The organism is Photorhabdus sp. HUG-39, from assembly GCF_963878365.1.
In the GTDB taxonomy this organism is placed as follows: domain Bacteria; phylum Pseudomonadota; class Gammaproteobacteria; order Enterobacterales; family Enterobacteriaceae; genus Photorhabdus; species Photorhabdus kayaii.
The window spans coordinates 15,569-40,910 of sequence record NZ_CAWNWY010000016.1 but is presented as its reverse complement, the minus strand read 5'-3'; the positions used below and the strand labels follow the sequence as shown (position 1 = coordinate 40,910).

The window sequence follows — 25,342 nt, the reverse complement described above, 5'->3', positions numbered from 1 at the left end:
TAATTAATTGAATTATATTGTTTTTATATTTTATGGTGACTTGTTAAAGTTGGAAATATGTTTTTAATATGGGTCAATGATCTTTTGTACGATATTTTTAAATATAATCTACTTTCTGTATGGTTTTATTGTGTGCTATTTTATCATTGTTATTATCATCACTCTTGGTTGATTAATATATCTTTTTCTCTTTTAATGATTTTTCGGTTAAATAAGTCACAGAGTCAATTTTATTTTTGTAAATAATTGTGTTAATGTCATTGTTTGTTTAATTCAATAAATTCAAAGTAATAGCTGAGAGTTTTAAGGTGTAGTTGAAAGTGATATTTAACTATTATTTAGGTCTTCCATTCATTTATTGTTATTGAGTTATCAGATAAATGTATTTATTCTTTGATATTATTTTTGTTTATAGGGACACAATATCTTAATTAATATAGAGGGTATTATGACTAAAGTTTTTTCATTTAATAAAAATCATCGAGATTTATCAGCAGGGTATAACTCACGTCTTAAAGCGGTTAATGGCGTCAATGGTCTTCCTAAATCGATAGCGCCAGGTTTCCCTGATTTAGATAATCAATTTAATCAGATGGGAGTGACACATGTCCGGCTGCATGACGGCTTTGGTATTGGGGATATGGATAATTATTTCCAGGTGGATAGGAAAAATAATCAAGATCAAATGATTATCAATGTGCCGGAGGAGAAGAAACCCGCGGCTAAAAAGCTTGTTGCTGATATTGCAAATGTCAGAAGTATTTTTCCTAATGCGGCTATCGGAATGAGAAATCATGATGTGAATCTTGCATTAAAAGATGCCAATTATGAAATGACGGATGCTTATCTGCGTGATGTTCTGAATAATCAAGCAGATCTGAACCCAGATAATATTCAGCGACAACTTCTGTTTCGTATTGGTCGTTCACTTGATGGCGGTTATGAAATACCAGAGGATTTTGATATTTATGCAGCATTAGTTAAAGCTTTGGTGAATCGTTATGGTGTAAACTATGCCGGCATTGGGTTGCCGAGAAAAATAAGCTATTGGGAGATTTGGAATGAGCCTGATTTGCTGTTTTTCTGGAATACGGATGATCCACAAAAGTATTATCAATTATATGAAAAAATAGTGAGAGTAATTAAGGCGGTTGATCCTGATGCTAAAGTTGGTGGTGCAGGTATTTCGTTTAGTAATCATGCAGGAGGATATTATATTGATGGATTTTTCCGATATTGTCGGGATAATAATGTACCGTTAGATTTCTTTTCCTGGCATGGATACGTTGATACTGGAGATCCACAAAACATTATTGATATGGGTAATACGATTCAGAAAAGTTTGCATACTTATGGCTTTACTAAGACAGAGAGTATTTGTACTGAGTGGAACTCTAGTCCTTTTGGGTCGAGAAATACATTTACCAAAGTGCAGAGTCCTAAAAACGCAGCATATATCGCCTCCTCATTGATTTATATGCAATATACCAAAGTTGACCTGGCTCATTATTATCGTGGGGATGGTTTATCTTTTGGTTTGTTTAATGATCAACCTAATCCTAAAAACCCAAGCGTCAGAAATTTCTGTACCTATTCAGCTCAATCTTTTGGTCTTTTTGCTAAAATATTAAAAACACCTTATATATTAAGTGGTCAAAAGGATTTTTCAACCGGCTTAACGGTTTTAGCGGCTGAAAATAAATCAGGTAATAAAATTAATATTCTTGCAGCAAATTATAAAGTAGATAAGAGTTTTTCTGATGGTAATGTAGCCCCCGTTCCTGCGGATTTATATCGACAATACTATTTGGATGCTAGCCGAACATTAGATCAATTAACGGATACCTGTAGTAAGAATAGATGGTTTGGCGGTGTTGATCCGACAACCATCCAATCTAATAATGCGGTAGTGCAAAAAGATCCGGTACAACAACTTCCACTAGATTCTCTTTTAAGACCTAAAACTCGCGATTATACTCATAGTGACCAAGGCGTTACAGTGGTGATTGATCATATAGGTTGCAAGAAATTTAAAGTTAAAGCGTATCGTATTCAACAAGGTGGATCGCTGGAAAAAATAACGCCACCAGAGGTGACTAACCAGATTAATGTGTCTATAGATAATAATAAATTGACGTTGGTAGATAAAGGCGCTAAACCTTCAACGGTAACGTTGTATTCGTTAGAGCTAATTCATCATTAATTTATACCCTATGGATTTCAAGTGGACATTAAAGCACTATAGTTATGGTGTTCATGTCCACTTAATGAGTTTGCCAAAATAGTGAAGGGAGTTAGTGTTTCGCTGGTGTGGTTGAATTATTTTGTTAATACATTGATATTTCAGTAGATATTATAGCTCAATTTTATTTATGCAGGTTTTCACATCGAAGCCACCGATAAGGTAGGAATTGGTTACTTTTCATTATTTGTGGTGAGCTTTTAAATTTACCCCTTTTTCTGTCAAACGATAGCGCTGTAATGGACTGCTCGGTTTTTCTGGATGGCTCATTTCAATTAATCCTGCTGCCAAAGCGGGTTGCAAATAGCGCAGACGGAATGAATTACGATCTTTTAATCCAAGTGCTGATTGCAGTTGCCCACGGTTCATTTCCCCTTTCAATACCATAATTAGTTGTTTAACTTGTTGGGTAGCCTGATGGGTAGCCTGATGGGTAGCCTGATGGGTAGCCTGATGGGTAGCCTGATGGGTAGATGTCAGAATTGCATCACGGATCATGTGCAGCATAAACTCAATAAACGGTGCACAATCAACAAGTTGGCTACTGAGATTAATTGCCTGATAGTAATGAGCTTGATGTTCATAAACCAGACTTTCAACGGGAATAAATTCAAATAATGGATTCCAGTGGCTTAAAATCAATGTCTGCCATAACCGGCCTATTCTGCCGTTTCCATCGGCAAATGGATGAATGAATTCAAATTCATAATGGAAAATGCAACTGGCAATAAGTGGATGAATATCAGTAGAGCCTAACCAGTGAAAAAGATCACCCATCAGCTTTGGAATCCGGTTTGCCTGTGGAGCCATGTGAATGACTTTTTCTCCATCCATTACACCGACGCCGCTGTGTCGATAACTGCCGGCATTATCTAGCAATCCCTTCATCAGAACATAATGGGCTTCCAGTAAGTTTTGCTCTGATGTGAAATGCCAATGGTTAAGCTTTTCATAAGCCAAGATAGCGTTACGCGCTTCTTGTATTTCACTGATCGGTGCAATAACTCGCTTTCCTTCAATAATGGCTGTGATTTGGCTTGCATCAAGTAAGTTACCTTCAATTGCCAGTGAACCGTGAATTGTGCGTATCCGATTGATACGTCTCAATCGCAAAGCGGTTATTTGTTCCTGTTCTGTGCTTAACCGCCCGATATTTTCACTGATTTCAGCAATTAATTGGATCATTTTAGCTGTAATCGAGAAAGGCGGCTGATAGCCTTTTTTAGCTGAATTCATTGAATACCTAATTGGATTACCGTGACTAGTTTTAACGTTATTATACCCGGTTGCCTCTTTGTTGGCTGCACTCGCTCACCCCGGTCACATCGTTATCTATGCTCCCGGGGATTCACTCCCTTGCCGTCGCGATGCATCTTGAAATCCATAGGGTATATAATTGAAATAGTTTGATGATGACCGAATCTAATGATTTATAATTAATGAATGCAGATGTTGTTCCGATTCAGTCATCAATTTGGTTTTAAGGCTTATACCAGCTTGGCATACTGCGTTTAAATCCTTGATAATCGAGCCAGATCATATTAATACGGTTAAGGCAATTTTGAATTGTTTTTTCTCCAAATGATTGTGCCCAAAGTAAACTAAAGAAAGCGTTATAGGCGGTATGAAAAGCGATTCTTTTTAAAAACTCTTGGCTTGGTTGGCCTGCAAAATAACCATCCATTTGTCCATGAACAAATGCCGTGCTATGTAATCGGCTAAATATCATCATCTGACTAAAGTCTTTGGCCGGATCGCCAAAACGATAACGATTGAAATCAATAACCCACAGTTTATGTTTATTATCGATTATCATATTCCCGACATGATAATCACCATGTAGGAACACAGGGGATATATTATTAAGCAGAGAGAAATTATCCTTTATGAAATCAGTAAAGTCTGCTTCATGAGGGATCTTGATCCCACATTGTTCATACCGGGCCAGTTTTTCCTGATAAATGTTTTCTGCTTCCTGGCGGGGAGAAATGGTTTGAGATGGGATTGTTAATTGATGTATTTTTTTTAAATGTTTTCCTGCTTGTAAACCTGCTTCATATTGTAATTGTTCATTATGTTGTTCCAGCCAATGAGTAGTATCCTGTCCTTCGATCCAATTTAGCAAAGAATAAACACTCTGGTCGTTGTTGCAAATGCCAAAATTAATGGGTTCAGACATGGGAATATTTTGTCTAAATAGTTGTTGTGTCCAGAAGAATTCTTGTTTTTTCTTATCTTCTTGGCTGATATCTGCCAAGCGTAATAACAAATGCTTACCTTGTTTATCAACAACATGGTATTTCTGATCTTTAGACCAGCCGCGATTTTCAGGCTCTATTATCTGCCAGTTTTCGGCTAATGGGATATCAAATATCATATCTGCACTCCACTGTTGTTGATTAAAGTATAAGGTTGAGAAAGACATAAGAATGCCGCTCTGAAAAATAGTTCAAAGCGGCAAATAGCATTAAAGGTTGAGGTTATTTTTCTGCTTCGCCGCCTAGTGCTTCAATGGTGCTGTTAATCAATGCACTTAATTCACCGGTCATCAGAATAAAGTCAGCATCAAACCGTTGGGCAACATCTTCCCGATCAATGTCATCATTTTGTTCACGCAGAGTATCACTGAATTTTATGCGCTTGAAAGTACCATCATCTGACAGCATAAACTGAATACGCTCTTCCCAATCGAGCGCCAATTTGGTGACACATTTGCCTGCTTCTATATGGGTGGCGATTTCGTCAGAAACTAAATCTTGTTTTTTACAACGGATCACGCCACCCTCTTCCAGAATAGCTTTTAATTCAGCTTCATCCATTAAAGCAAAACCTGTCGGTAAATCACCGGAACGTACCCATTCTGTCAGGGTTAATTCTATCGGGTCTTTAAATGTCAGAGGAACAACAGGTAAAGAACCCAAGCTTTTTCTCAATAATGCCAAATTATCTTCGGCCCGTTTAGCACTGGCCGCGTCAACAATAATTAGATTATTGGCGATATCGATCCAAATATAAGTTTGGCTGAATCGGCTAAATGCCCGTGGTAGCAAGGTATGTAATATTTCATCTTTCAGAGAGTCTTTCTCTGTTTTTTTAAGTTTGCGATGCTGTTCTCCTTCCAGTTTTTCAATTTTTGCTTGTAGTGCCTGCTTGATAACCGGTGAAGGCAACATCTTTTCTTCTTTACGGGCGCAAATCAGAATTTGGTTATTCGCGACATGGGTAAAGGCGTCACTGTGTGAACCCATTGGTGGCACCCAACCTGTTTTCGCCATATCTTGACTGCCACATGGGGTGAATGCTAACGGACTCAATTGTTTTTCCAGTTCATCCGCAGAAAGTGAAATTTCCCGGTTTAAACGGTAAATCATTAAATTTTTGAACCACAACATAAAATTACCCCATATTTTTGCTCAATGAATCGGTGAGCATGACCAACATAAGGTTGCATGATAGCGAATCACAGGGATAAGCCCTAGTATCTTGTATCAATTATCCTGATTGATGACTTTATTATATACCCTATGGATTTCAAGATGCATCGCGACGGCAAGGGAGTGAATCCCCGGGAGCATAGGTAACTATGTGACTGGGGTGAGCGAGTGCGGCCAACAAAGAGGCAACTTGAAAGATAACGGGTATATTTAAACGCGGAGACACGCCGTGCTTACTTACTTATGAAAGTACGGCGCTGTCAGGTCATCCGTTGAAGTCAGGACTTACCGGAGTAGCTTAAATTCCCGCTTGAACGCAGTGGTGCTTTTCACTCTTTGGCATGGGAAGGGTATCAAAGGGTTCAATTAAATAATGGTATATATCACGTTGTGGCAACGTACTGCCGTTAATCCTATTACCTTCATACCAAAGGCATGAAGCAGCCGGCCCTTGACCACCATAGGGAAGATAACCGTGTTCTTCCAGATGTAAGTCAGTATTATTCAGAATACTATCTGGTAAGTGAAGGTGTTCGCTGAGTTGATGATAGATATAGTCACTGGTACCAAACAGAGATATATACATAGCATTAGCAGAATACAAAGGATCAGAAAAATAATGGATTAAATCTTGATCCTGATAATATCTTTGTAAGAAGAACACAGGGGCAAAAAATTCTTTATAATTGCCACCTAATGATAATTCTTTCTCGAAAACCGTTGGTTTTATCATGCCATTGATGGGATTAACCTCTCCTCCATAGGTGCAATAGAGTCTATTTACTTTAAATACTGAAGCAATTTTTATACTGTGATCAATATCGCTATTGGGACCGACAATATTTTTATAGTCACTATAAGGGCCAACTCTATCTTCAATATTCTTCAAATCAGAGATTAATCGTTGCTTGAATAAATCGTATATATCATTGTGTACTAATATGGCGTTTGGACCAGCACAATCCTGCCCTTGATTGTAAAGAACAACTCGTTTTGCACTTTCAACAGCCAGATTAATGTCTGCATCTTTTGAGATAATAAGTGGGTTATGACCGGCACCATTAAGAATAAATAAGGTGTTTTTTCTGAAATGTTTACGTACTTTGAGCGCATTCTCTGGTGTTCCCGTAAAGATTACTGCATCCGTTATTTTTACGCGTTGACTTAAAAATAACTCTTTATCTTCATAAGAAATAGATAATGTTGGAGAAAATTCGGATAAATTAATAACCGCCTCAAATTTTTTGTAATGTGTATGCATTGCTGTCGGGGGGCGTATGCACACATTTTCTGCCATAAGTGAAGGGATAAAACCAAAACATACAGAAGCGTAAATGGGTTGGTTAAGCGGGAGGAATGATGTCACACCATAAATTTTCTTTTTGAAATATTCTCTGTTGTTCTCAATATTATTCAAGACATCTATTGAACGGAGAATTTCATCTTCGGTGACGTTTTTACATTGATAGCCAGAGAGTGCTTTAACTAACGCCTCACTATTCTTCTGTAAAGCGGAGGAAAGTTCATCACATTTTTTCCTGATTTCGCTGAAATTAATTTTACTGTATAACTTAGTCATATATGTTTTGTTCTCCTCGATGCTATTGTTTATTAATCTCTCTTTTTGAGATTTGTTAATTTCGTTGTTAACGATATTTTCCTCATTTTTTTGGTATGAGTTTTTATATGGGCTGCTAAAATGGGTTAAAACATGCTGCATGCAATTTAAATCTAACCATGTTTTAATTCGTGGGCCTTTGGTATCACCAAATAACCCTCGGTAGAGCATAGGCCATATTTGGGATGATTTATCATCTGAAAAATGGTCTTTATATGTACTGATTATATGCTGGAAAAGTTGATCTTTAGTGGATATTTCTCCTGAACTTATTGAATTGGCAATGGCTGAGAAATACTTTTCTTCTTTAATGTTTTGTAACCCTTGATTTTCATTTTTACATGTCCTGATATAATAATGATAACTTATTTCAAATTCCTGATCTGAAATGGATTCTCCCGGTCTTTTATAGCGATTCAGAAAGTTTTCAGCCGCGAGTTTATTTGCTGGTTTTGACGCGTGTAATATTCTTGCTATCTTTGAAAAAGATAGTCTTTTTCCATCTTTTTGCGAAATATTAGCTTGATCATTTAGATGTGGTGCCAGCGCGACATAAAATTTAGACGATCTCTGTGGCTCTTTTGAGAGGTAAGTGCGAATTGCGTCTCGTGTAAGCAGATGGCGAATATCATCTAAAGAGAAACTATTTCCTTTCGATTTCGATATTTTTTTACCTGAATCATCAAGGAAAAGCCCATATTTGTAAAAACGTGGAATTGGCTTGTCTAATGCTCCCGCGATCTGGCGAGCAACATCGGCAGAAGCCAGCAAATCTTCACCATGCATTTCAAAATGAATGTTTCTGGCAAGGAGGCGCATACCCCAGTCTGCTTTCCACTGAAGTTTAGATTTACCGTTTAGTACTGAAATAGTTTGCTCTTGATCCAATATTTCATTTTTATAGAATTCTCGAATTTCTACGCCATATTCATAACCGGGTTTATTAATGACTTCATCGCCAGGTATGTAATAGGTTATTTCTCCTGATGCAGGGTTCACGTCGGTTACTATAATATGTTCCAGTACGGCGCCAGTTCTTTCAGAAATGGGCATGATCATGCTGTAGGTTCTTTGTCTTAAAGATCCGGTAGATTCCTTGCATATTTGGTTTAGCACCAAAAAATTTTGTAGGAATAGTTTGATTTCGTCATTGTAATCGCCATTTTGATAGGCTAAAGAGTTTCTGACTAGCTGACACTCTATTTCGTATTCTGTGGCGAGCTTCATGAGTTGATATTCCGCCATTTCAGAGAATGACGGGAAATTTCCGAAAGGGTCCGGCACCTTGCTTATCGGTTGGCCTAGATAAGGCGTTAATTGTTCAGCATTTGGAATATTCAAAGGCACTTTTCTGAAAGGGTCCAAATCATCTGAAATGAGATAAAAATTAACTGTTCTGCCTGCTTTCTCCAATTCGGTTTTGATGAGATTGGCTCGGAGGATTTCACAAAGGGTTCCTATGTGTGGAAGCCCTGTTGGTCCAAAACCCGCTTCGATATTGATTGATTCCTCGTATGGTATAGCCTGATTAATTTCGAGGGCTTCCTTGACATACCATTTCATTTGTAGTTACCTCCATCATAATGTTTTGATTATCTTAGGGTTAATGGTGATGAATAAAGACAGTAGAGGTGTTATTAACTTGTCAGGAAATCCTCAGTAATCCTGATGAGAAAAAATGCTTTAAAATGTTATATTATTTTATGTTTTTTGTTTTGATGTCAGCGATTAACCTTAAAATCTCTTTAAAATTAATGAATAGTTAACGCGAGTTCTAGCTAATTAACTATTACTATAATCAATTATTGCTATAAACTTATTCTAAATTCTTTCGGCTCTAAGTGAGTGCTGAAATGATAAGGTTCAATGATATTCTTTATAATGTTAAATAAAATTAATGTAATTATTGTTTCTGGTCAAGAGGGGAGCATAAATTTTTTTATTTTCTCTTCATTGCTGAATTGAGTGAGATAGTGGGGGCGATGGGTGAATGTGTCATGCTGATCAGAAAAGTCGTTTATAGTAATTCTAGCAGTGTCAAAGTTATTGATAAATAATAACTTTAAAAATAGTCATTAGGTTATTTTTCTTTTAAATCAATATGATAATTAATTTTTATATTTTGTTTTTAAATTAATTTATTATTTTTTCTTTATTTTAAAAATAAATGTTTTTTATTTTTTATAATATGTTAAATATATCTATATATTTTGTAAGAAATAATTTTAATTAATTTTATAGATTGGTTTTATATAAAATTAATAACGTTGTTTTTTATGACTTTTGATGTTTTCTTATTTCATAATTAAAATTAATTTATATTTGAATTAATTATTAAATTTTTAATGTTTAAATTATTTTTTTATAAATAATGTAATTAATAAAATTAACAAGATAAAGTTACCTGATGATGTGATTATTATCACAAATAATTTTAATTATTTTTTTGTTTTAACGATGTAATTGTGCATTTTATCACGAAAATGATTTTTGTGTTTATTTATTATATGGTTACAATAGATTGTTTGGTTGAGGGTTATATCAAAAAATTGAAATTTTAATAGAATCACTCATTTTTAATTAAAAGTGTTCATCATTATAACCTAAATTAACGATTATTTTGTCATTAAAAACCATAAAAGTTTATATAAGGAAACCATAATATGGATGATAATTGATTGCTTGAAAATATTTACAATTTGTTAACAAGTTTGTTTTATACGGTAATATTATGAGCGGTATTTATTAGCCTGAATATTTTACCGGCTCAATGGAATAGAGAGATTTTTGTCCAGAAATAAAGCTAATAATTAAATACAAGCATTGTAGATATTTTATTCTTACTTAACTTAAATTAAACCGTGTTAAAGGTGTCTAGAAGACAGATTTTACGGTGTTAGTGTTATAGGAGGAGTGAGATCTTGGCAAAGTGGTATGTCTGCGAGTGACTCTTTGCGTGATAAAAATGCAGGTACCCTAGCTATAAAAAAACAGATTTATCTTGTTGGTTGAGATAAACGTTTTGCAATTTCTAAGTACAATAGCCTGAGTTTGTTCGTTGAAACGGCATATGATGATGCGCACAGCGACAACCCAGCTTATGAAAATAAAAAACAGATGATTGTGGAAATCGACGCTCATCTGTACTTGTAAGTTGACAGTTAAAGGAGAGCTGATTTTGAGTCCTCCTGAACTACCTAAAAAAGAGGTGTGAAATGGTTAACAATGTGTTGAAAGTCTCCACATTAACCTTATTGGTCGCATGTAATGTCCATGCTGAAACAGTTGATTTGCGGGTAATGGAAACATCTGATGTTCACAGTAACCTGATTGATTTTGATTACTTTAAGGATAAACCTACAGAACAATTTGGTTTGATACGCACAGCGAGTTTAATTAAAGCAGCCAAAGCAGAAGCCTCTAACTCCATTCTGGTCGATAACGGTGATTTGATTCAAGGTAGCCCACTGGCTGATTACGTGGCTGCAAAAGGTCTTAAAAAAGGGGAATCTCATCCAGCACATCAGTTAATGAATACCATGGGTTATACCGTGGGTAACTTTGGTAACCACGAGTTTAACTTTGGTTTGGATTATCTGAAAAAAGCCATTGCCGGTGCGAAGTTCCCTTATATCAATGCCAACATCATGGATGCGAAAACCGGTAAGAACTATTTCACTCCCTATATTATTGTTGATACGCCGGTAAAAGACCGGGAGGGTAAAAATCATACCATCAAGATTGGCTATATCGGTTTTGTACCGCCCCAGATTGCTATCTGGGATAAGGTCAATCTGGATGGGAAAGTTGTCGTTAACGATGTCACTGAAACCGCGAAAAAATTTGTTCCTCAAATGAAAAAAGCGGGGGCAGATTTGATTATTGCTATTCCTCACTCCGGCTTTTCCAAGGAGCCTTATAAGGCAATGGCTGAGAACTCGGTTTATTACTTGAGTGAAGTTAAAGGTATTGATGCGATTATGTTTGGTCACTCACACGGTGTGTTTCCAAGTAAAGAATTTGCAAACATTAAAGGCGTTGATGTTGCTAAAGGTACGGTTAACGGTATTCCGGCTGTTATGCCCGGCCAATGGGGTGATCATTTAGGTGTTGTTGATATGGTTATCGACAACGGGGGCGGGGCATGGAAAGTGACGGAAGCAAAAGCGGAAGCGCGCCCGATTTATGACAAAGTGAATAAAAAGGCACTGGTTGAGCGTGATAGTGAGTTGGCAAAAATTATCGGGCAAGCTCATCAGGGAACGCGGGGTTTTGTAGGTAAATTGATTGGCAAAGCGTCTGCCAATATGTATAGCTATTTGGCTTTGATTCAAAGTGACCCGACAGTGCAGATTGTGAATGATGCACAAACTGATTACACGCGGCGTTTTATTCAAGGTGATCCCGATTTAGCAGATATTCCTGTTCTGGCCGCTGCGGCACCATTCAAAGTTGGCGGGCGTAAAAATGCACCCTCAGAGTTTGTTGAAGTTGAAAAAGGTGATTTAACCTTTCGTAACGTAGCAGATTTGTATCTCTATTCCAATACATTGGCTGTTGTGAAGGTCACTGGTGCTGATGTGATTGAATGGTTGGAGTGTTCGGCCGGCATGTATAACCAGATTGATCCAAATTCAACTCAGCCGCAGTATCTGTTGAATTGGAGCGGCTTCCGTACTTATAACTTCGACATGATAAGTGGCGTAAATTATAAGATTGATCTGACTCAGCCCGCTAAATACGACGTTGATTGCCAGCTCATCAATCAAGGGGCGAATCGTATCAAAGAGCTGACTTACCAAGGTAAACCGATCGATCCTCACGCTAAATTTCTCATTGCTACCAATAACTACCGCGCCTATGGTGGTAAATTTGCCGGCACAGGCGAAGATTACATTGCATTCGCTTCACCGGATGAGAACCGCGCTATTTTGGCTGCTTACATTGCCAAAATGTCTAAACAGAAAGGGATAGTAGCGACCAAAGCAGAGAATAATTGGTCGATTATGCCAATCAAAACTGACAAGAAATTGGATATCCGTTTCGAAACGTCTCCAAGTGAGAAAGCGGCGAGATTCATCAAAACATTTTCTCAATATCCTGTGAAATATTTGGAAAATGATGAGATCGGTTTTGCTGTGTATCAAATTGATCTGACTGAAAAAAATAATTTTAATAGTCGCCTGCCTTAATTTTGGCAGGTTTTTGTTTGTTTACCATCAACAGGGAAATAATTTCCCATAAAGGAATTAAGATGCGTTTTTTTAATTTATTATCAGCAATATTCGTTTTACTGATTGTGGGCTGTGTGAAGCAACCAGAAGTGACTGACTCGTTGGAGTCTCTATCAACATTGGAAGAGGGGGTGTCTTGTATCTTACCTGCTACTCCGCCGAAAGATTATGATTATGTTGCTAAAGGTGACCGTTATGGTCAGAACGCAACCGCATCGACAGATTACTTCAAACTGGCTATTAGTTATTCTCCAGCATTTTGTAAGAGCAAAGCAAAGAATATTGAGCGCCTGAAAAATAGTAACAAACTTGCTGAAGCGCAGCGTGAATATGAAAAGTTTGAATTGCAATGTTTCTCCGAAAACAAATTTAGTTGGGTAATTCACGGCTTGTGGGCGCAAACCTGTGATAGTAAATCAATGGCACAGTGCCGTGATTGGTCTGATGTCAGAAAACATCCACGTCTTTGCAAAGGGGATTTGTCACCACTGGATTATCAGGTGATTAAACCTTATCTATGCGCTTCTCCGGGGGCAGATTTGTTACAAGCTGAGTGGGAAAAACATGGTGTTTGTGCGTTTACAACGCCAGATCAATTTTTCAGTAAACAGCAAGAACTGTTTGATGGATTGGTATTGCCTAATGATCGTCCATCTAATAAACAGTTAATTAAGTTCCTCCAGAAAAATAACCCATCATTGAAGGGAAAAACCATTCAGATCAATCGTGATGAATTTTACGTTTGTTACAGCAAAAATTTCGACGTGATTGATTGTCCAAAGCGTGAGTTGTGATGGTTCTCCTTTCTATAAAGGAAAATCACAGTGATGTGCCTGACCTGCAGTAACGTGGGTCAGGTTTGCCATCCCTTTCAGGGGATATTTTGTATTTATACCCGTCATCTTTCAAGTTGCCTCTTTGTTGGCTGCACTCGCTCACCCCGGTCACATCGTTATCTATGCTCCCGGGGATTCACTCCCTTGCCGTCGCGATGCATCTTGAAATCCATAGGGTATATCCGTTATAGGGATAATTATGAAGATCACATCGCCAGAGACACTCGTACTCGCAATGAGGGAGACCCGCAAAAAAATAGTACTAAATTTCCATATAGATTAAGTATAATTCTCGCTAACCCCGATTAATTTCTTTAAATTTCTGGATAGTGTGTTTGATGGCTTGTTCTGTTGGCAAACGCTCCATTGAACTAGCACCATAGAACCCATGACAATTGGGACAATGAGCCAAAATATAGGCGACATCTTCCGGTTCCGAAATTGGGCCACCGTGACACAAAGTAATAATGTCATTTCGAATAGTTTTAGCTGCCGAAGCACAAGCATTAATGATTGGTATACAAGATTCCAGATCATATGATGTATTAGCACTAATATCACCTCCAGTGGTTAGCCCCAGATGTACGACGATGATATCAGCACCTGCTTGTGCCATAGCTTCAGCCTCTTTTGCATTGAAAACATAAGGAGTGGTAATCATTCCTTTTTCATGCGCCAGGCGGATTAGCTCTACCTCCAATGCATAACCCATGCCTGTTTCTTCCAGATTTTTTCTGAACTTTCCATCAATAAGCCCTACTGTTGGGAAGTTTTGAATACCAGCAAAACCTTGTGCCTTCAATTCATCCAGGAAAAGAGATAAATTACAGAATGGATCAGTACCGCAGACACCCGCTAATACAGGTGTTTCCTTAACTATCGGCAATATTTCATTACCCATTTCTCTGACAATTTCATTTGCATTACCGTATGGCATTAATCCGGCCAATGATCCTCTGCCAGCCATTCTGAAGCGTCCAGAATTATATACGATAATGAGGTCTGCCCCGCCTGCTTCCTCGCAACGCGCTGAAAGCCCCGTGCCTGCACCCGCTCCAATAATAGTTTCGTTACGTTCGACTTTTTGTTTTATAGCTTCAATAATCTGATTATATTTTTTCTTCATGAGAAATTCCTTGGTGTTCTGTAATTTCCTTGAATTGCTGTATTACCAGAGCACAAAATTGTGGTGAATTGATGTGAAAAGGTGTTTTTATAACTTTTCGCAATTCTGTTTGTTTTATTGTTTTTTTTAGTCCATGACAGAAAGCCTGTGTTGATGCAGGTAAATAAAAAGGTTGTTCAGGGCAATCTAGAGTAGAGAATCCGCCTTCCGGAATAATAAATCGAATAGGTCCATTACACTTATTAAGTTTGTTCCCTATCCAGATACCAAGCTGATAGTTTTCTTCGGGTGTGGTTCGCATTAATGTCACCTGAGAATTATGCTCGACAAATAGCCTATTGCTGTAGCGTTCTGGAACCGTGTCCTTTGCACCAAAGTTAACCATGTCCAAAGCGCCAGCACTGCCAATCCACGGAATGCTTTTTTTTGCAATGACGTCTAAGCGTGTGTCAGGGCAACCCAAAACACCCCCAAATAATAGATCAGCAATTTCTGTTAATGTAATATCCAAAACACAAACCAATTCGCCGTCTTTAGCCAATTTCTCCATGCTTGTTCCACCATTGCCGGTAGCATGAAAAGCCAGGCAATCGTATTGAGTATTTAACGCGGCAGTGAGCTGATTAATGCACGGAGTCGTCATACCAAACATCGTCAACCCTAAAGCGGGTTTATGAATATCAGCCAATGGCATAAAATAATTGACAGAGCCCGCCATCATATTTGCAGCATTAGACAATACTGCACGAGAAATACGGTTGAGTCCGTTGAGATCGGTTACCGTATAAAGCATGGCAATATCGCTGGCCTTAACATAGGCCGAGACATTCCCTGACGCCATCTTCATGTCAGTACAGTAAGACCGTCCGAAAAAAGCCGTGAGCATCGGGTCCATACCGGAGCAAATTGTGCCGATTGCCGGGAAAAAGAAAAGTGTACTCAGGCGAAAAAGGGCAGAAAAATTAAACGTTACCCGGAAGATGACGCGCGAGATAAACTGTGTTTACGGATGGACAAACCGGAGTCAAAGTGGAATTTACCTTGTACGCCATAGCGTATAACTTATCAAGGGCAGTTGCTCTGATATTATGGCTTATTTTTAGCCTGCCATGGGTTGTCAGTCCCAATAACAGGCAATAAATCTCTGTGGGTTTATTTTTAATGCTGGCCTTTTGCGACACCCTCCGATGAGCCTGTCTCTTGATCTATGAAATATGATCAAGAGACAGTGCCTGCGGGGGTTTTACTTTTTTTGCGTGTGTAAAAAATATCTTGGCTAATTTTATCAGGGTGAATACTATGTAAAAATGTAAAGAAAGGAGTCTTTCATGGAGCTGTTTACGCGCAGAATTAAAGCTGTGTACACCTGGCAGAATTACTACTGTATTGATGTCAAATCACGTTTTTTGCAGAGTGAGCTACTTTAAACTCATGAAGTACATTCTTTGGGTGATTTTATGCAGAAACCATTAGCTAATGAGTTCAACATCAAGGTTGCACCTATTTTCCGCCGACCAAAAACTAAAAGATGCCCATTTTTTTAACTGGGCATTATAGTTTAGCATCTTAGAGTCAACCTATTTGCGCTATAATTTTGTTTGAGATCTCTTCCACCTCATACAATTTGTGGATCGCGATATCCCGGATTAATGTTGGCTTAAGCGGGATGATAATGTCGTGAATTGGGTTGTGCAACCATAGAGCCACGAAATGACACCAAGGTAAATTAAGTTGCCGCACTTCATAGCCTTGCTGTTGAACCCTACTATCCATTTCCGCTGCAAGGAGTGCCTCAACTGTCGAGATGGGTATCGGGCCATCAAGGGTCATCGAAGAGACGATGAGATTTGCATCGTGCATGTTCAAATGGAGGTCGGACACGGCAGAGCTGCCTGACAACAATAGATACCTCCAACCTGTAGCGTGGGCAGCTTTGGTCAAAGATTTCGTTTTTTCAAATTCATTGTGATCGACATAGTACATTTTAATCGGGTTCGACGATGAGACGTCGTTGGTATTTATTTTATTGTTTTTGTCAGCTTCGCTAAGCGAGCCTCCATCTATAATACCTTGCAAAAAAGAAACGATAACACTGTCCGCTCCGCTTGGATCGTTCACAAAGGAAATAGTCATTTACGTGCCTCATGTATTGTTGGTTGTTTAGTAAAGCAGGTTTGCCTCCAGTCAGCTTCTGAATCTCCATAGTAATATAACGGGAATATATGGGCATTCTCGAGCGTTTTCGTATTGTCCCACGGATTGCAAACCTCCCAAACTGGATATGGATTTGTCGATGATTGTGGCACCAGATCGAATCCGCCTGATATCACTACTGCATGACCCCCAGTATCACCCAAGGCGGGAATTTTCTTTGAGAAAATAACGGCAACGACAAATGGACTATTATTAGCTAGTTCTTGTGCACAACGGTTAAAATCAGCTCTTCCTTTTATTTCTTCCTTAAGCGCCCCTATCACCTCCAAGGACGTGTTTGGCATTCCCTCCTTATTGCAATTATCACCACCTGGAAAATGGTTGTAGGGAGCTACACAAGATCCAGGGTTAAGCTGTCGGGCACCAGAATAAATCGGCTCTTGTAGGTAACGATACGGTTTCCGCGCATAATAACTGCCTATACTTGCAGCCACAGCGATCCAGCACCAAAACGTTTGCTCCTGCCTTTGCGCGTACCCTTTACGCCAGAAATCCGTGACATAGGGTTGTTTGTCGGCTTCTATGCTACGTTTGGAGGCAGAAAGCGCCACTTTCTTTAAAGAGAGGCATCTCGGTAGAATGCCATTTTGAATATCAATCATGTTGTCCTCACTTGTTGAAAATGCGACTCCAGTTTTAGAATTTTAGATTACGAATCATATTGGATTTTATGTTCGTAAATTATAAAAATCACATATAAAAAAAGACGCTATATTAACATATTGTGGTAGCATAGTTAATTTGGCTCTCGGATTAATAGTTATTTGTTTTGTATAAATATGGGGTTGTGAAGAGACATATTTAAATGTAAATTGCTTTGTATTAACTTTAAATGCATACACTATGTACAAACTTTAATAGGAATCATTTGGATGATTTACTCCACACTTTATTTATGTTCTCCGAACATAAGCTCTAATGAAATAATTAGTAATTTGTTGACATGGCTCTGATGAAGTTTATATTTTGTATAAAAATAAAATAAATCTTATATTGTGTATGACAAGTAAAAAATTCGATGGTTTCTTGATTTTTCTTAAACACACTATATATAACGATATGTGAATTTTATCTTATAAATATCTAAAAAGGAGTATGTTATGTATTACAGGTTAATTAACGAAGAAACAGGTTTATATCTCGGAGTTCGAGAGTCTAGTTCAAATCGTATAGTTAGAGGGTTTAGTCTTGATGAAGTATCTCAGGAGAGAAATAATATTCATGTGGTATGGGCTATATCACACCGGTTTGACGGAGCTCAGATAGGGGCACTAGACGCGTTAATCCGTGGGCAATTTTTTAGGTTGGCAAACGGTTATGAAAAGATAGTAGTAGATGGCCGTATTTATGATGCCTTGACTGTGGATAGTCCTGATGGTAATACCCTGAAATTTACAGTTAGCGAACATCATAATGGCCTTTACACTATACAGCCAGCGAATGACCGTAATGCCTATTTGAGTATACCACCAAAACAAGTGGCCTACCATCCAAGCGTAATTTGCGGGCATAAACTCTCTTATTGGAAGCTAGAACTAAACACCTAATTAACTGTTCTGAATAGTAGATCAATGAACTCAGTCCAAATTTAGTGATCTGATCGATGGCTAAACATCACAAATCACTAACAGGACTGAGTCATGTCTATCATAGCTCCGATACCCCGCGACGAAAGACGCAGAATGCAAAAAGAAATCCAACGCATATCAGATAAAGGTTACGCACGGAGACTTATTGCTATCTTACTGCTTCATAAAGGAAAAATGGTTATAGAAACCCGTGATATTACCGGGGCGGAGCGTTCTTCTATTGGGCGAGGGGTGAATTGGTTTACCGAAGGCGATATCGATCTCAAGCCGAAAATTGGCGCAGATTGGACACTTAAAGGGCAGCAGAAAAAAGTGGTCACGCCCGGAAACAACTGTAAGCATTATCTGACGGGAGCGCTTCATGCCGGAATAGATAAAGTGCTTTATGTTTCAGGCAGTAAGAAGAACACTGAGTTGTTTATTGCGATGCTGGAAAAGCTGAAACAGCATTACCAAAGAGCCAAAAATATCACGTTGATACGGGATAACTACATTATCCATAAAAGCCGTAAGACAGAGGCTTGGTTGAAAAATAACCCGAAGTTCAGATTGTTATTCCAACCCATTTATTCGCCATGGGTGAATCTGATTGAGAAACCTTGGTACGCCCTGCATGAAACGATAACACGTAACCACCGATTCCAATATATGTGGGAACTCCTCAGGAAAATTAAGCATTTTATGCACAACGTATCCCCCTTTCCTGGAGGTAGTCATGGTATGGCAAATATATAGCACAATTAGGATCAATTATTTAGCCTATTTCATAACTTCTATCCTTTCAAAGGATTCTAATAAGTAGATAGAAAAGATCCCAATGAAAGGAGCTTTTATATACTGACACTTACTAATAATAATGAAGTTTGTACGTAGTGTATGTATTTTAAGTTAATACAAAGCAATTTACATTTAAATATGCCTCTTCGCAACCCCATGTTTATACAAAAATAGCTACTAATCCGATGTTAAAATTAACTATGACGGCATAATATGTTAATTGTGGCTGTTTTTTTATATATGTTTTTTATAATTTACGAGCTTAAAATCTAATGTGATTGGTGATCTGAAATTCTAAAACTGGAGTCGCATTTTCAACAAGTGAGGACAACATGATTGATATTCAAAATGGCAATTTACCGAGATGCCTCTCTTTAAAGAGAGTGGCGCTTTTTGCCTCCAAACGTAGCATAGAAGCCGACAAACAACCCTATGTCACGGATTTCTGGCGTAAAGGGTATGCGCAGAGACCGTATCGTTACCTACAAGAGCCGATTTATTCTGAAGTCCGACAGCTTAACCCTGGATCTTGTGTAGCTCCCTACAACCATTTTCCAGGTGGTGATAATTGCAATAAGGAGGGAATGCCAGACAAGTCCTTAGGGGCAATAGGGGCGCTTGAGAAAGCAATAGAAGGAAAAGCTAATGCGAGTCTTTGTATAGGAGAACTGTTTAATAGTCGGCCATTTGTCGTTGCCGTTTTTTTCTCAAAGAAAGTTCCCGCCTTGGGTGATACTGGGGGTCACGTAGTGGTGATATCGGCCGGATTTAATATGAAGGAGTCACAACCACCGTCACATCCAGTTTGGGAAGTGTGTAACCCGTGGGACAATACGAGATCTTTGGAGAATTACGAGATATTCCCGTTATATTACTATGGAGATCCAAAAGCTCGCTGGGCGCAAACCTGCTTTACTAAACAACCAACAAAACCACCAACAATACATGAGGCACGCAAATGACTATTTCCGTTGTGAGCGCTCTAAGCGGAGGAGAGCATAAATCTATGGTCACCCCGTTTTTGCAACACTGATTTTGATTAATGGTAGGCTTGTTTAAATCTATCCGGCGTCTCTATGGACAAGAATGCCCGCACCTCAATGAGTTCTGCACCTGATGAACTTCAATGAGCCATTTTTATGCTTAGGTTTTTCATCAGGTCGTTCATGTCATCAATAATCAGTCTTCGCAAAACCCGATGGGTAACTGCTTAAATTAACGATAGCGTCCCTGCTCAAGCAGGGCAATTACCGTTACCTTTCGAACACAGTTTGTCGTGTCGTGATAGCCCAAGCTATCCGGGCCAATTTGTTTGCCAGCGCACAAGCCACTACACAAGCGTGTTTTCTGACCAGTTCGCTTTAACCCAGCTGGCCAGACGTCCCGATTGATGGTCGATGCGCTGGATAAAAACTCGGGCACACTGAACCAACAACCGTCACAGATTTTTATCGCCACGTTTACATTCCCAGTAGCGTATTTTTTTCCGCCGGTATTGTATTGACGAGGGACCAGACCAGTCGATGCAGCAAAGTCCCGGCTGCGAGCATACTGTTTGCTATCGCCTAACTGAGAAGATAAAACGCTAGCAGTTATTGGACCAACGTCAGGAATTGTCAGAAGCTGTTGTCCTGCCTCATTACGGTTTAACGCCTGTTCCAGCGCGGCTTCAAGTTCATTAATCTGTTCAACCAGATAGCGATAATGAGCATGCAGCCGCATCAGTAGCTGCACCAAGTAGGGAGGATTTCAGGACACATCAAAAGTCTGGTTACTCACAGATACCGAGAATAACCCTATGCGAATCTGACAGAAGTGTCAAAATGCGTTGACAAAATCTACGTCGGGCGTAATATTAGCCCTAACAACGCTCGCAATGTTCCCTAGGGGATGTTCGTGGGCTTTTTTTTTGCCTCTTTTTCTTCTTCAGGGATGACTGCTAATCATGCCTTATACCCTCTATCCAAAGCCGTATCGTTCACCAGGGGATCTTGTTGCCGATTTACAGGCTAAGCATCTTCAGTTTCAGAATACTGCTGATGCAGAACAAATTCTTAGTCAGATAAGCTATCACCACTTCAAAATTTACCTGCATCCGTTCCTCGATTCGGCCAGCCCCGGCGGCAAGCATTACCGTCCGACAGCGTTCTTTGAGCATGGCGTTCAGATTTACCGGTTTGATGAGGAACTCCGCGCTTACCTTTTTAAGGTCATCGCCAGACTGGAAGTTAAATTACGCAGCCGTCTCGATCACACACTCGCCGCGCACAGTAATAATCTGTTCTGGTATCTTGATAATACATTCTTTTTAACCACGAACGGTACGCAAAAACTTGATGCTATTCGCAGCCGGATAGCTTCAGAATTCCTTAACAGCAAAGAAGCCTACGCCCATAATTATAAAGCTAAGTATTTCAACGAGACGCACGACAATTTCAAACAGCTTCCCCCATTCTGGATCGCCAGTGAGTTTCTGACAATTGGTGCGCTTCAGAAGATCTATTCAGTCATCAATAACCACTATTTTTATAATCTGCCTGGTACGGCCAGTAACACACTGCAAAGATTAGCGGCTGAATTTGGTGCGCGAAAATTTTCAACTCTGTCTAATTGGGTTACCGTGCTACGTGATGTTCGCAACAAGTGTGCCCATCATAGCCGCCTTTGGAACGTCAATCTGCCTGCGCCAAAAGATATTATGCATCTTCTAACGGTTGTGCCGCTACAGACGAATCGCCTTTATAATGCTCTGGTAGTCATGAATCAGATGATCAAAACGCTCGGTATTACCAGCCTGGACTTTTTTGACACGATTGATGATCTGACACAGCAATACCCGGCGATTCAACCTTACCTGCGTAGCGCTGGGTTTGCTCATAACTGGCGGGCAGATCCGTTCTGGCATTAACGTTTAACTCTGACAAATTGACTCATCTGGTGTACTGACTTCGATCGGTGCGTTTTTTTTGATTTTGCAAAAAGAGTTTTGCATTGAGCGTAGTCCCGGATCCCCGCACAGTAAGCCGCATTTAAGATCACCTGCATGGGAATGCTCATGAAAAACCCTGTTTTTTCTCACTCAGTTGGCTGTCCGTCATGGTATTGGCTGGTGTGCCGGACAAACTCAGGAGACTACCGCATCCGGTGTAAGTTTTCACTGTTCTCATCAGGCACGTCCCGCCGTATCCGATATCTATTCTCTGACACCAGAAGTTACGCGCTATGAGCGCTATACCTTGGTGAGTGTAGGCAGCCAGTCTGCGCAGCGTGAACCACTCAATCAAATCATCAATATCACTATGCCAGTACCATTGGTACAACGCATTGGTGATGGATTGCGCTATCTGCTATTTGGAACCGGTTATTCGTTGTGTGATACCGCCGCAACCCATTTCGTTAAATTGATAGGCAGGCCATTACCGGCTATTCAACGCAAAATTGGGCCGATACGGCTCAATGAGGCGTTACAGATTGTTGCCGGGTCTGCATGGCGTATCCGGGTAGATGAGGTGAATCGTGAAGTGTGTTTTGTTTTACGTGATGAATATTGTCAATTTTCTGAGACAACGGTTGGTCGGATAACACCACCCAAAATGCGGGTACCGTTGCAGAGATCTTCTTCACAGGCGTTATCGGCACTTTCATTATCCAACAGAACATCAACCACTCCGTTACCGGTGAAGCAGCCGATGGCTGAAAGACAAAAAATAGAAATTCTTCAATCTCCTGTGACAGGAGGAAAACCTACTGCCATTTCTTCTGTATTGCCCACTCAGCCCGTTAAATCCTTACTCAGCGGCAGTACACCCGTGGCAACGGTACCGATAGGCAACATCTGGCGTGCGGAAACAGGAACTACTTTGCGTGGAACGTTGGAGCGGTGGGCTAATACAACGGATTGCCCGGTAGGAGGACATTGGGTAGTGGTGTGGTCGTCACCGACGGATTACCGCATTGATGCGCCGCTGACGTTTAAAGGCAACTTTGAGTCCTTGTTGGTACAAGTGTTTGATCTTTACCGACAGGCTGAGAAGCCGTTGTTTGCCGAAGTCAGTCGCCTTCAGTGCCTGATTTCAGTCAGTGATAAACCCGTGACCCGGTAAGCCGTAATGGGGTACGTCATTAGTGCGTTTGCCTTGGTTTTTTTGCTGATTGCAGGTGGCATACAGCTGCGACAGGCAGAACAACTGCACGTCGATCATGACAACACAACAGCTCGGATACTGGCAGATCAAATGTTGCTATTAGCCAGTGCCATTAATCACTGGCGTGGCGGCTATGCATCTAAAAATGGCACGGTGGATCTCCGTAAGCTCATTCTGCCTTTTCAGCCTGATGCCCGTATCCGGCATGTTATCAGTCAAGGCCGGCTCTGGGTGTGGGTGCCGGAAATACCCGGTCTCGTCACCGCTCTGCGCGAACGCACTAAGGGGTCCATGTTGATTGGTGAAGTCCGGCAGGGACGGTTGTATGGCTTATCTGGCCAAGCAATAGGATTCACTCTTCCTGACGGGATTAGCGATGGTGATGTGGTGTATTTCAACTGAAAAAACGGACAGGATGTGATGAAAAATAAACGGTGTTCACTCAGGCTTTGTACTTGCCTTGCTCCACTGGCGGCGGTAACAGGCATGGCGCTAATGTCCGGTTGTACCTTGCCGACAGTGGATAATATGGCGCGTGAGGCCAGTGTGCAAAGTCGGGTAGTACAACAACATTTGCACCAACAGCATAGCCTGAAACAACCGGGGGTAACCTGGGTAGATAAACCCTGGGTGAATCTGAAACCGGTAGTTCAGCCTGTCGCGTCAGTAAAGTTACCGTCCTGCCAGATAACGATTAACAGTAAAGTCGGGCTGACATTACCGGAACTGGGGCAACGCATTACCCAACTTTGTGGTATTCGGGTCACGGTAGCGCCCGATGTTTTATCACGAGTATCAACCACGGCGGGTGGGTTGACGCGCCAGACGAATAGGGCATTACCGACAGCTGATGATAAGGGGCGTATGCCATTGGATTGGCTGGATGATCGAGATATACACTCAATTAATGCTGATGAGCGTCGAGAGCCAGAAGTCCTCACGGGTCTCAATTGGCAAGGGGAGCTAACGGGGCTTTTAGACAATATTGCCAGCCGGTTAGGGATTGTATGGAAGATGGATAACAGGGCCGTCGTGTTTTATCGATTCGAAACCCGGACATTTCAGTTGAATGTTCTCAACACCCGTACCAGCAGTAATGCCAGTGTTGCCTCAGGTTCAACCAGTAGTATGGGGACATCAGGGGGTAGTGGTAACGTCAACAATTCTGTCTCTGGGGAGGCCAGCTCTTCACAGAAAACGACGGTTGATCTGAACAGTGATTTATACGAAGACATCCGTAAGACAGTCGAGAATATGTTGACGCCCGAGCGGGGTCGGTTCTGGCTGTCAAGCTCCAGTGGAACGCTGATGGTAACAGACACGCCGGCGGTACTGGATTCGGTATCCCGTTATGTGGAAGAGCAAAATACTGTTCTTAACCGTCAGGTTTTGTTGAATGTTCAGGTGCTGAGTGTCAGCACTACCCGTAAAGAGCAAATGGGACTGGACTGGGGATTAGTTTATAACTCATTGCATAATTTGGGGGCTACGTTATCCGGCAGTTTTAGCGGTATGGGCAGTGGGGCAACGTCTGCGGGTGTCAGTATTCTGGAAAGCGCCACAGGGAAGGCGGCAAAACTCTCCGGTTCCAGCCTGCTGATAAAGGCGTTGAGCGAGCAAGGTAATGTCAGTGTGGTGACCTCTCAAGGAAGTGCGACCACTAATTTGACCCCCATTCCGATACAGATGGCTGATCAGACGGTGTATGTGGCTCAAAGCAGTACAACGATGGCTACGGATGTGGGAGCCTCCACAGCTCTGACGCCCGGGATGATTACTACCGGGTTTAATATGACTTTGTTGCCGTTGATACAGCGTAATGGGGATGTTCAGTTACAAGTGGCTTTTAACCTGTCTGATCCGCCGACTATCCGTTCATTCACATCTAAAGAAGGCAATTCTTATATCGAGATGCCGTATACCCGGCTGCGTTCACTGAGTCAGAAAGTGAATATACGTGCCGGGCAGGCGCTGGTACTCACCGGATTTGAACAGGCTGATACTCGGGTGACTAAGACGGGAACCTTTACACCAGGTAATTTCCTGCTTGGGGGAGGACAGTCCGGAGAGAATCAGCGCAGCACGTTGGTTATTTTGATCACCCCCGTATTACTGGATTGAGGAATG

General features: G+C 40.4%; 19 protein-coding genes and 2 pseudogenes. 11 read left to right on the top strand and 10 right to left on the bottom strand.

What is annotated here, in order from left to right:
* The first annotated feature begins 448 nt into the window (after positions 1-448).
* Entirely contained in the window at positions 449-2,203 is a 1,755-nt protein-coding gene (locus AAC155_RS12105; RefSeq protein ID WP_113042356.1) for a GH39 family glycosyl hydrolase, read from the top strand.
* Between the two features lie 222 nt (positions 2,204-2,425).
* Here the strand turns inward: AAC155_RS12105 and AAC155_RS12100 are convergent, their stop codons facing one another.
* The 4 genes from AAC155_RS12100 to AAC155_RS12085 form a co-directional block, all read right to left on the bottom strand.
* Entirely contained in the window at positions 2,426-3,478 is a 1,053-nt protein-coding gene (locus tag AAC155_RS12100; protein WP_113042354.1) for a Fic family protein, read from the bottom strand.
* A gap of 244 nt (positions 3,479-3,722) precedes the next feature.
* Positions 3,723-4,619, bottom strand: coding sequence for an aminoglycoside phosphotransferase family protein (locus AAC155_RS12095; RefSeq protein WP_158536558.1), 897 nt, complete (start codon positions 4,617-4,619; stop codon positions 3,723-3,725).
* Positions 4,620-4,722: 103 nt separating this feature from the next.
* Positions 4,723-5,634 carry a recombination-associated protein RdgC gene (gene rdgC, locus AAC155_RS12090; protein WP_113042351.1) on the bottom strand — a complete coding sequence of 304 codons (912 nt, stop codon included), beginning with the start codon at positions 5,632-5,634 and terminating at the stop codon, positions 4,723-4,725.
* Between the two features lie 340 nt (positions 5,635-5,974).
* Entirely contained in the window at positions 5,975-8,857 is a 2,883-nt protein-coding gene (locus tag AAC155_RS12085) for an aldehyde dehydrogenase family protein (RefSeq protein WP_113042349.1), read from the bottom strand.
* A 1,652-nt stretch (positions 8,858-10,509) separates the two neighbouring features.
* Between AAC155_RS12085 and AAC155_RS12080 the strand changes: the two genes are divergently transcribed.
* On the top strand, positions 10,510-12,486 hold the full coding sequence (locus tag AAC155_RS12080; protein ID WP_113042347.1) for a bifunctional 2',3'-cyclic-nucleotide 2'-phosphodiesterase/3'-nucleotidase: 1,977 nt from the start codon (positions 10,510-10,512) through the stop codon (positions 12,484-12,486).
* Positions 12,487-12,548: 62 nt separating this feature from the next.
* Complete coding sequence (locus AAC155_RS12075) at positions 12,549-13,322, top strand: ribonuclease T2 family protein (protein WP_113042345.1); 774 nt, start codon at positions 12,549-12,551, stop codon at positions 13,320-13,322.
* A gap of 25 nt (positions 13,323-13,347) precedes the next feature.
* Here AAC155_RS12075 and AAC155_RS12070 read toward each other — a convergent pair whose 3' ends face one another.
* From AAC155_RS12070 to AAC155_RS12060, 3 genes are all read right to left on the bottom strand, one after another.
* Positions 13,348-13,476, bottom strand: a complete 129-nt coding sequence (locus AAC155_RS12070; RefSeq protein ID WP_262405147.1) for a hypothetical protein — start codon at positions 13,474-13,476, stop codon at positions 13,348-13,350.
* 183 nt (positions 13,477-13,659) lie between these two features.
* On the bottom strand, positions 13,660-14,490 hold the full coding sequence (locus AAC155_RS12065; RefSeq protein ID WP_113042343.1) for a phosphoenolpyruvate hydrolase family protein: 831 nt from the start codon (positions 14,488-14,490) through the stop codon (positions 13,660-13,662).
* The gene (locus AAC155_RS12060; RefSeq protein WP_229015641.1) at positions 14,474-15,376 is read right to left on the bottom strand and encodes a Tm-1-like ATP-binding domain-containing protein; all 903 of its coding nucleotides are present in this window, start codon (positions 15,374-15,376) and stop codon (positions 14,474-14,476) included. Before AAC155_RS12060 ends, AAC155_RS12065 begins: the two co-directional genes overlap by 17 nt.
* 30 nt (positions 15,377-15,406) lie before the next feature.
* On the opposite strand from AAC155_RS12060, the pseudogene AAC155_RS24480 reads away from it, so the two are divergent.
* Positions 15,407-15,544 (top strand): annotated as a pseudogene (locus AAC155_RS24480) (hypothetical protein); the annotation flags it as partial.
* Between the two features lie 518 nt (positions 15,545-16,062).
* Here AAC155_RS24480 and AAC155_RS12055 read toward each other — a convergent pair.
* Together AAC155_RS12055 and AAC155_RS12050 are read right to left on the bottom strand one after the other, a co-directional pair.
* Positions 16,063-16,623, bottom strand: coding sequence for a hypothetical protein (locus tag AAC155_RS12055; protein WP_021325903.1), 561 nt, complete (start codon positions 16,621-16,623; stop codon positions 16,063-16,065).
* Positions 16,620-17,306 (bottom strand): hypothetical protein, encoded by a 687-nt coding sequence (locus tag AAC155_RS12050; RefSeq protein ID WP_113042342.1) that lies wholly within the window; start codon positions 17,304-17,306, stop codon positions 16,620-16,622. The genes AAC155_RS12055 and AAC155_RS12050 overlap by 4 nt, the downstream gene beginning before the upstream one ends.
* 498 nt (positions 17,307-17,804) lie before the next feature.
* Here AAC155_RS12050 and AAC155_RS12045 point away from each other — a divergent pair, with 498 nt between their 5' ends.
* The 3 genes from AAC155_RS12045 to AAC155_RS12035 all read left to right on the top strand — a co-directional run bounded on the left by AAC155_RS12045 (position 17,805) and on the right by AAC155_RS12035 (position 20,032).
* Positions 17,805-18,251, top strand: a complete 447-nt coding sequence (locus AAC155_RS12045; RefSeq protein WP_146748094.1) for a hypothetical protein — start codon at positions 17,805-17,807, stop codon at positions 18,249-18,251.
* Between the two features lie 93 nt (positions 18,252-18,344).
* Positions 18,345-19,028, top strand: coding sequence for an IS630 family transposase (locus AAC155_RS12040; protein ID WP_113042340.1), 684 nt, complete (start codon positions 18,345-18,347; stop codon positions 19,026-19,028).
* Positions 19,029-19,402: 374 nt separating this feature from the next.
* Positions 19,403-20,032 carry a hypothetical protein gene (locus AAC155_RS12035; protein WP_113042339.1) on the top strand — a complete coding sequence of 210 codons (630 nt, stop codon included), beginning with the start codon at positions 19,403-19,405 and terminating at the stop codon, positions 20,030-20,032.
* Between the two features lie 291 nt (positions 20,033-20,323).
* Here the strand turns inward: AAC155_RS12035 and AAC155_RS12030 are convergent.
* Positions 20,324-20,816, bottom strand: a pseudogene (locus tag AAC155_RS12030) (transposase); the annotation flags it as partial.
* A gap of 199 nt (positions 20,817-21,015) precedes the next feature.
* On the opposite strand from AAC155_RS12030, the gene AAC155_RS12025 reads away from it, so the two are divergent.
* The 4 genes from AAC155_RS12025 (at position 21,016) to pilN (ending at position 25,336) form a co-directional block, all read left to right on the top strand.
* The gene (locus tag AAC155_RS12025) at positions 21,016-21,978 is read left to right on the top strand and encodes an Abi family protein (RefSeq protein ID WP_113042337.1); all 963 of its coding nucleotides are present in this window, start codon (positions 21,016-21,018) and stop codon (positions 21,976-21,978) included.
* A gap of 175 nt (positions 21,979-22,153) precedes the next feature.
* Complete coding sequence (gene pilL2, locus AAC155_RS12020) at positions 22,154-23,173, top strand: PFGI-1 class ICE element type IV pilus protein PilL2 (protein ID WP_228900653.1); 1,020 nt, start codon at positions 22,154-22,156, stop codon at positions 23,171-23,173.
* Positions 23,174-23,179: 6 nt separating this feature from the next.
* On the top strand, positions 23,180-23,617 hold the full coding sequence (pilM, locus tag AAC155_RS12015) for a type IV pilus biogenesis protein PilM (protein ID WP_110092018.1): 438 nt from the start codon (positions 23,180-23,182) through the stop codon (positions 23,615-23,617).
* An 18-nt stretch (positions 23,618-23,635) separates the two neighbouring features.
* Positions 23,636-25,336, top strand: a complete 1,701-nt coding sequence (pilN, locus tag AAC155_RS12010) for a PilN family type IVB pilus formation outer membrane protein (RefSeq protein ID WP_113042334.1) — start codon at positions 23,636-23,638, stop codon at positions 25,334-25,336.
* The last annotated feature ends 6 nt before the right edge of the window (positions 25,337-25,342 follow it).

Excerpts from the sequence above, each read along its gene's own strand:
- AAC155_RS12105 (WP_113042356.1), top strand. The coding sequence starts at position 449 with ATGACTAAAGTTTTTTCATTTAATAAAAATCATCGAGATTTATCAGCA.
- AAC155_RS12100 (WP_113042354.1), bottom strand. The coding sequence starts at position 3,478 with ATGAATTCAGCTAAAAAAGGCTATCAGCCGCCTTTCTCGATTACAGCT.
- AAC155_RS12095 (WP_158536558.1), bottom strand. The coding sequence starts at position 4,619 with ATGATATTTGATATCCCATTAGCCGAAAACTGGCAGATAATAGAGCCT.
- rdgC (WP_113042351.1), bottom strand. The coding sequence starts at position 5,634 with ATGTTGTGGTTCAAAAATTTAATGATTTACCGTTTAAACCGGGAAATT.
- AAC155_RS12085 (WP_113042349.1), bottom strand. The coding sequence starts at position 8,857 with ATGAAATGGTATGTCAAGGAAGCCCTCGAAATTAATCAGGCTATACCA.
- AAC155_RS12080 (WP_113042347.1), top strand. The coding sequence starts at position 10,510 with ATGGTTAACAATGTGTTGAAAGTCTCCACATTAACCTTATTGGTCGCA.
- AAC155_RS12075 (WP_113042345.1), top strand. The coding sequence starts at position 12,549 with ATGCGTTTTTTTAATTTATTATCAGCAATATTCGTTTTACTGATTGTG.
- AAC155_RS12065 (WP_113042343.1), bottom strand. The coding sequence starts at position 14,490 with ATGAAGAAAAAATATAATCAGATTATTGAAGCTATAAAACAAAAAGTC.
- AAC155_RS12060 (WP_229015641.1), bottom strand. The coding sequence starts at position 15,376 with ATGCTCACGGCTTTTTTCGGACGGTCTTACTGTACTGACATGAAGATG.
- AAC155_RS12055 (WP_021325903.1), bottom strand. The coding sequence starts at position 16,623 with ATGACTATTTCCTTTGTGAACGATCCAAGCGGAGCGGACAGTGTTATC.
- AAC155_RS12050 (WP_113042342.1), bottom strand. The coding sequence starts at position 17,306 with ATGATTGATATTCAAAATGGCATTCTACCGAGATGCCTCTCTTTAAAG.
- AAC155_RS12045 (WP_146748094.1), top strand. The coding sequence starts at position 17,805 with ATGTATTACAGGTTAATTAACGAAGAAACAGGTTTATATCTCGGAGTT.
- AAC155_RS12040 (WP_113042340.1), top strand. The coding sequence starts at position 18,345 with ATGTCTATCATAGCTCCGATACCCCGCGACGAAAGACGCAGAATGCAA.
- AAC155_RS12035 (WP_113042339.1), top strand. The coding sequence starts at position 19,403 with ATGATTGATATTCAAAATGGCAATTTACCGAGATGCCTCTCTTTAAAG.
- AAC155_RS12025 (WP_113042337.1), top strand. The coding sequence starts at position 21,016 with ATGCCTTATACCCTCTATCCAAAGCCGTATCGTTCACCAGGGGATCTT.
- pilM (WP_110092018.1), top strand. The coding sequence starts at position 23,180 with ATGGGGTACGTCATTAGTGCGTTTGCCTTGGTTTTTTTGCTGATTGCA.
- pilN (WP_113042334.1), top strand. The coding sequence starts at position 23,636 with ATGAAAAATAAACGGTGTTCACTCAGGCTTTGTACTTGCCTTGCTCCA.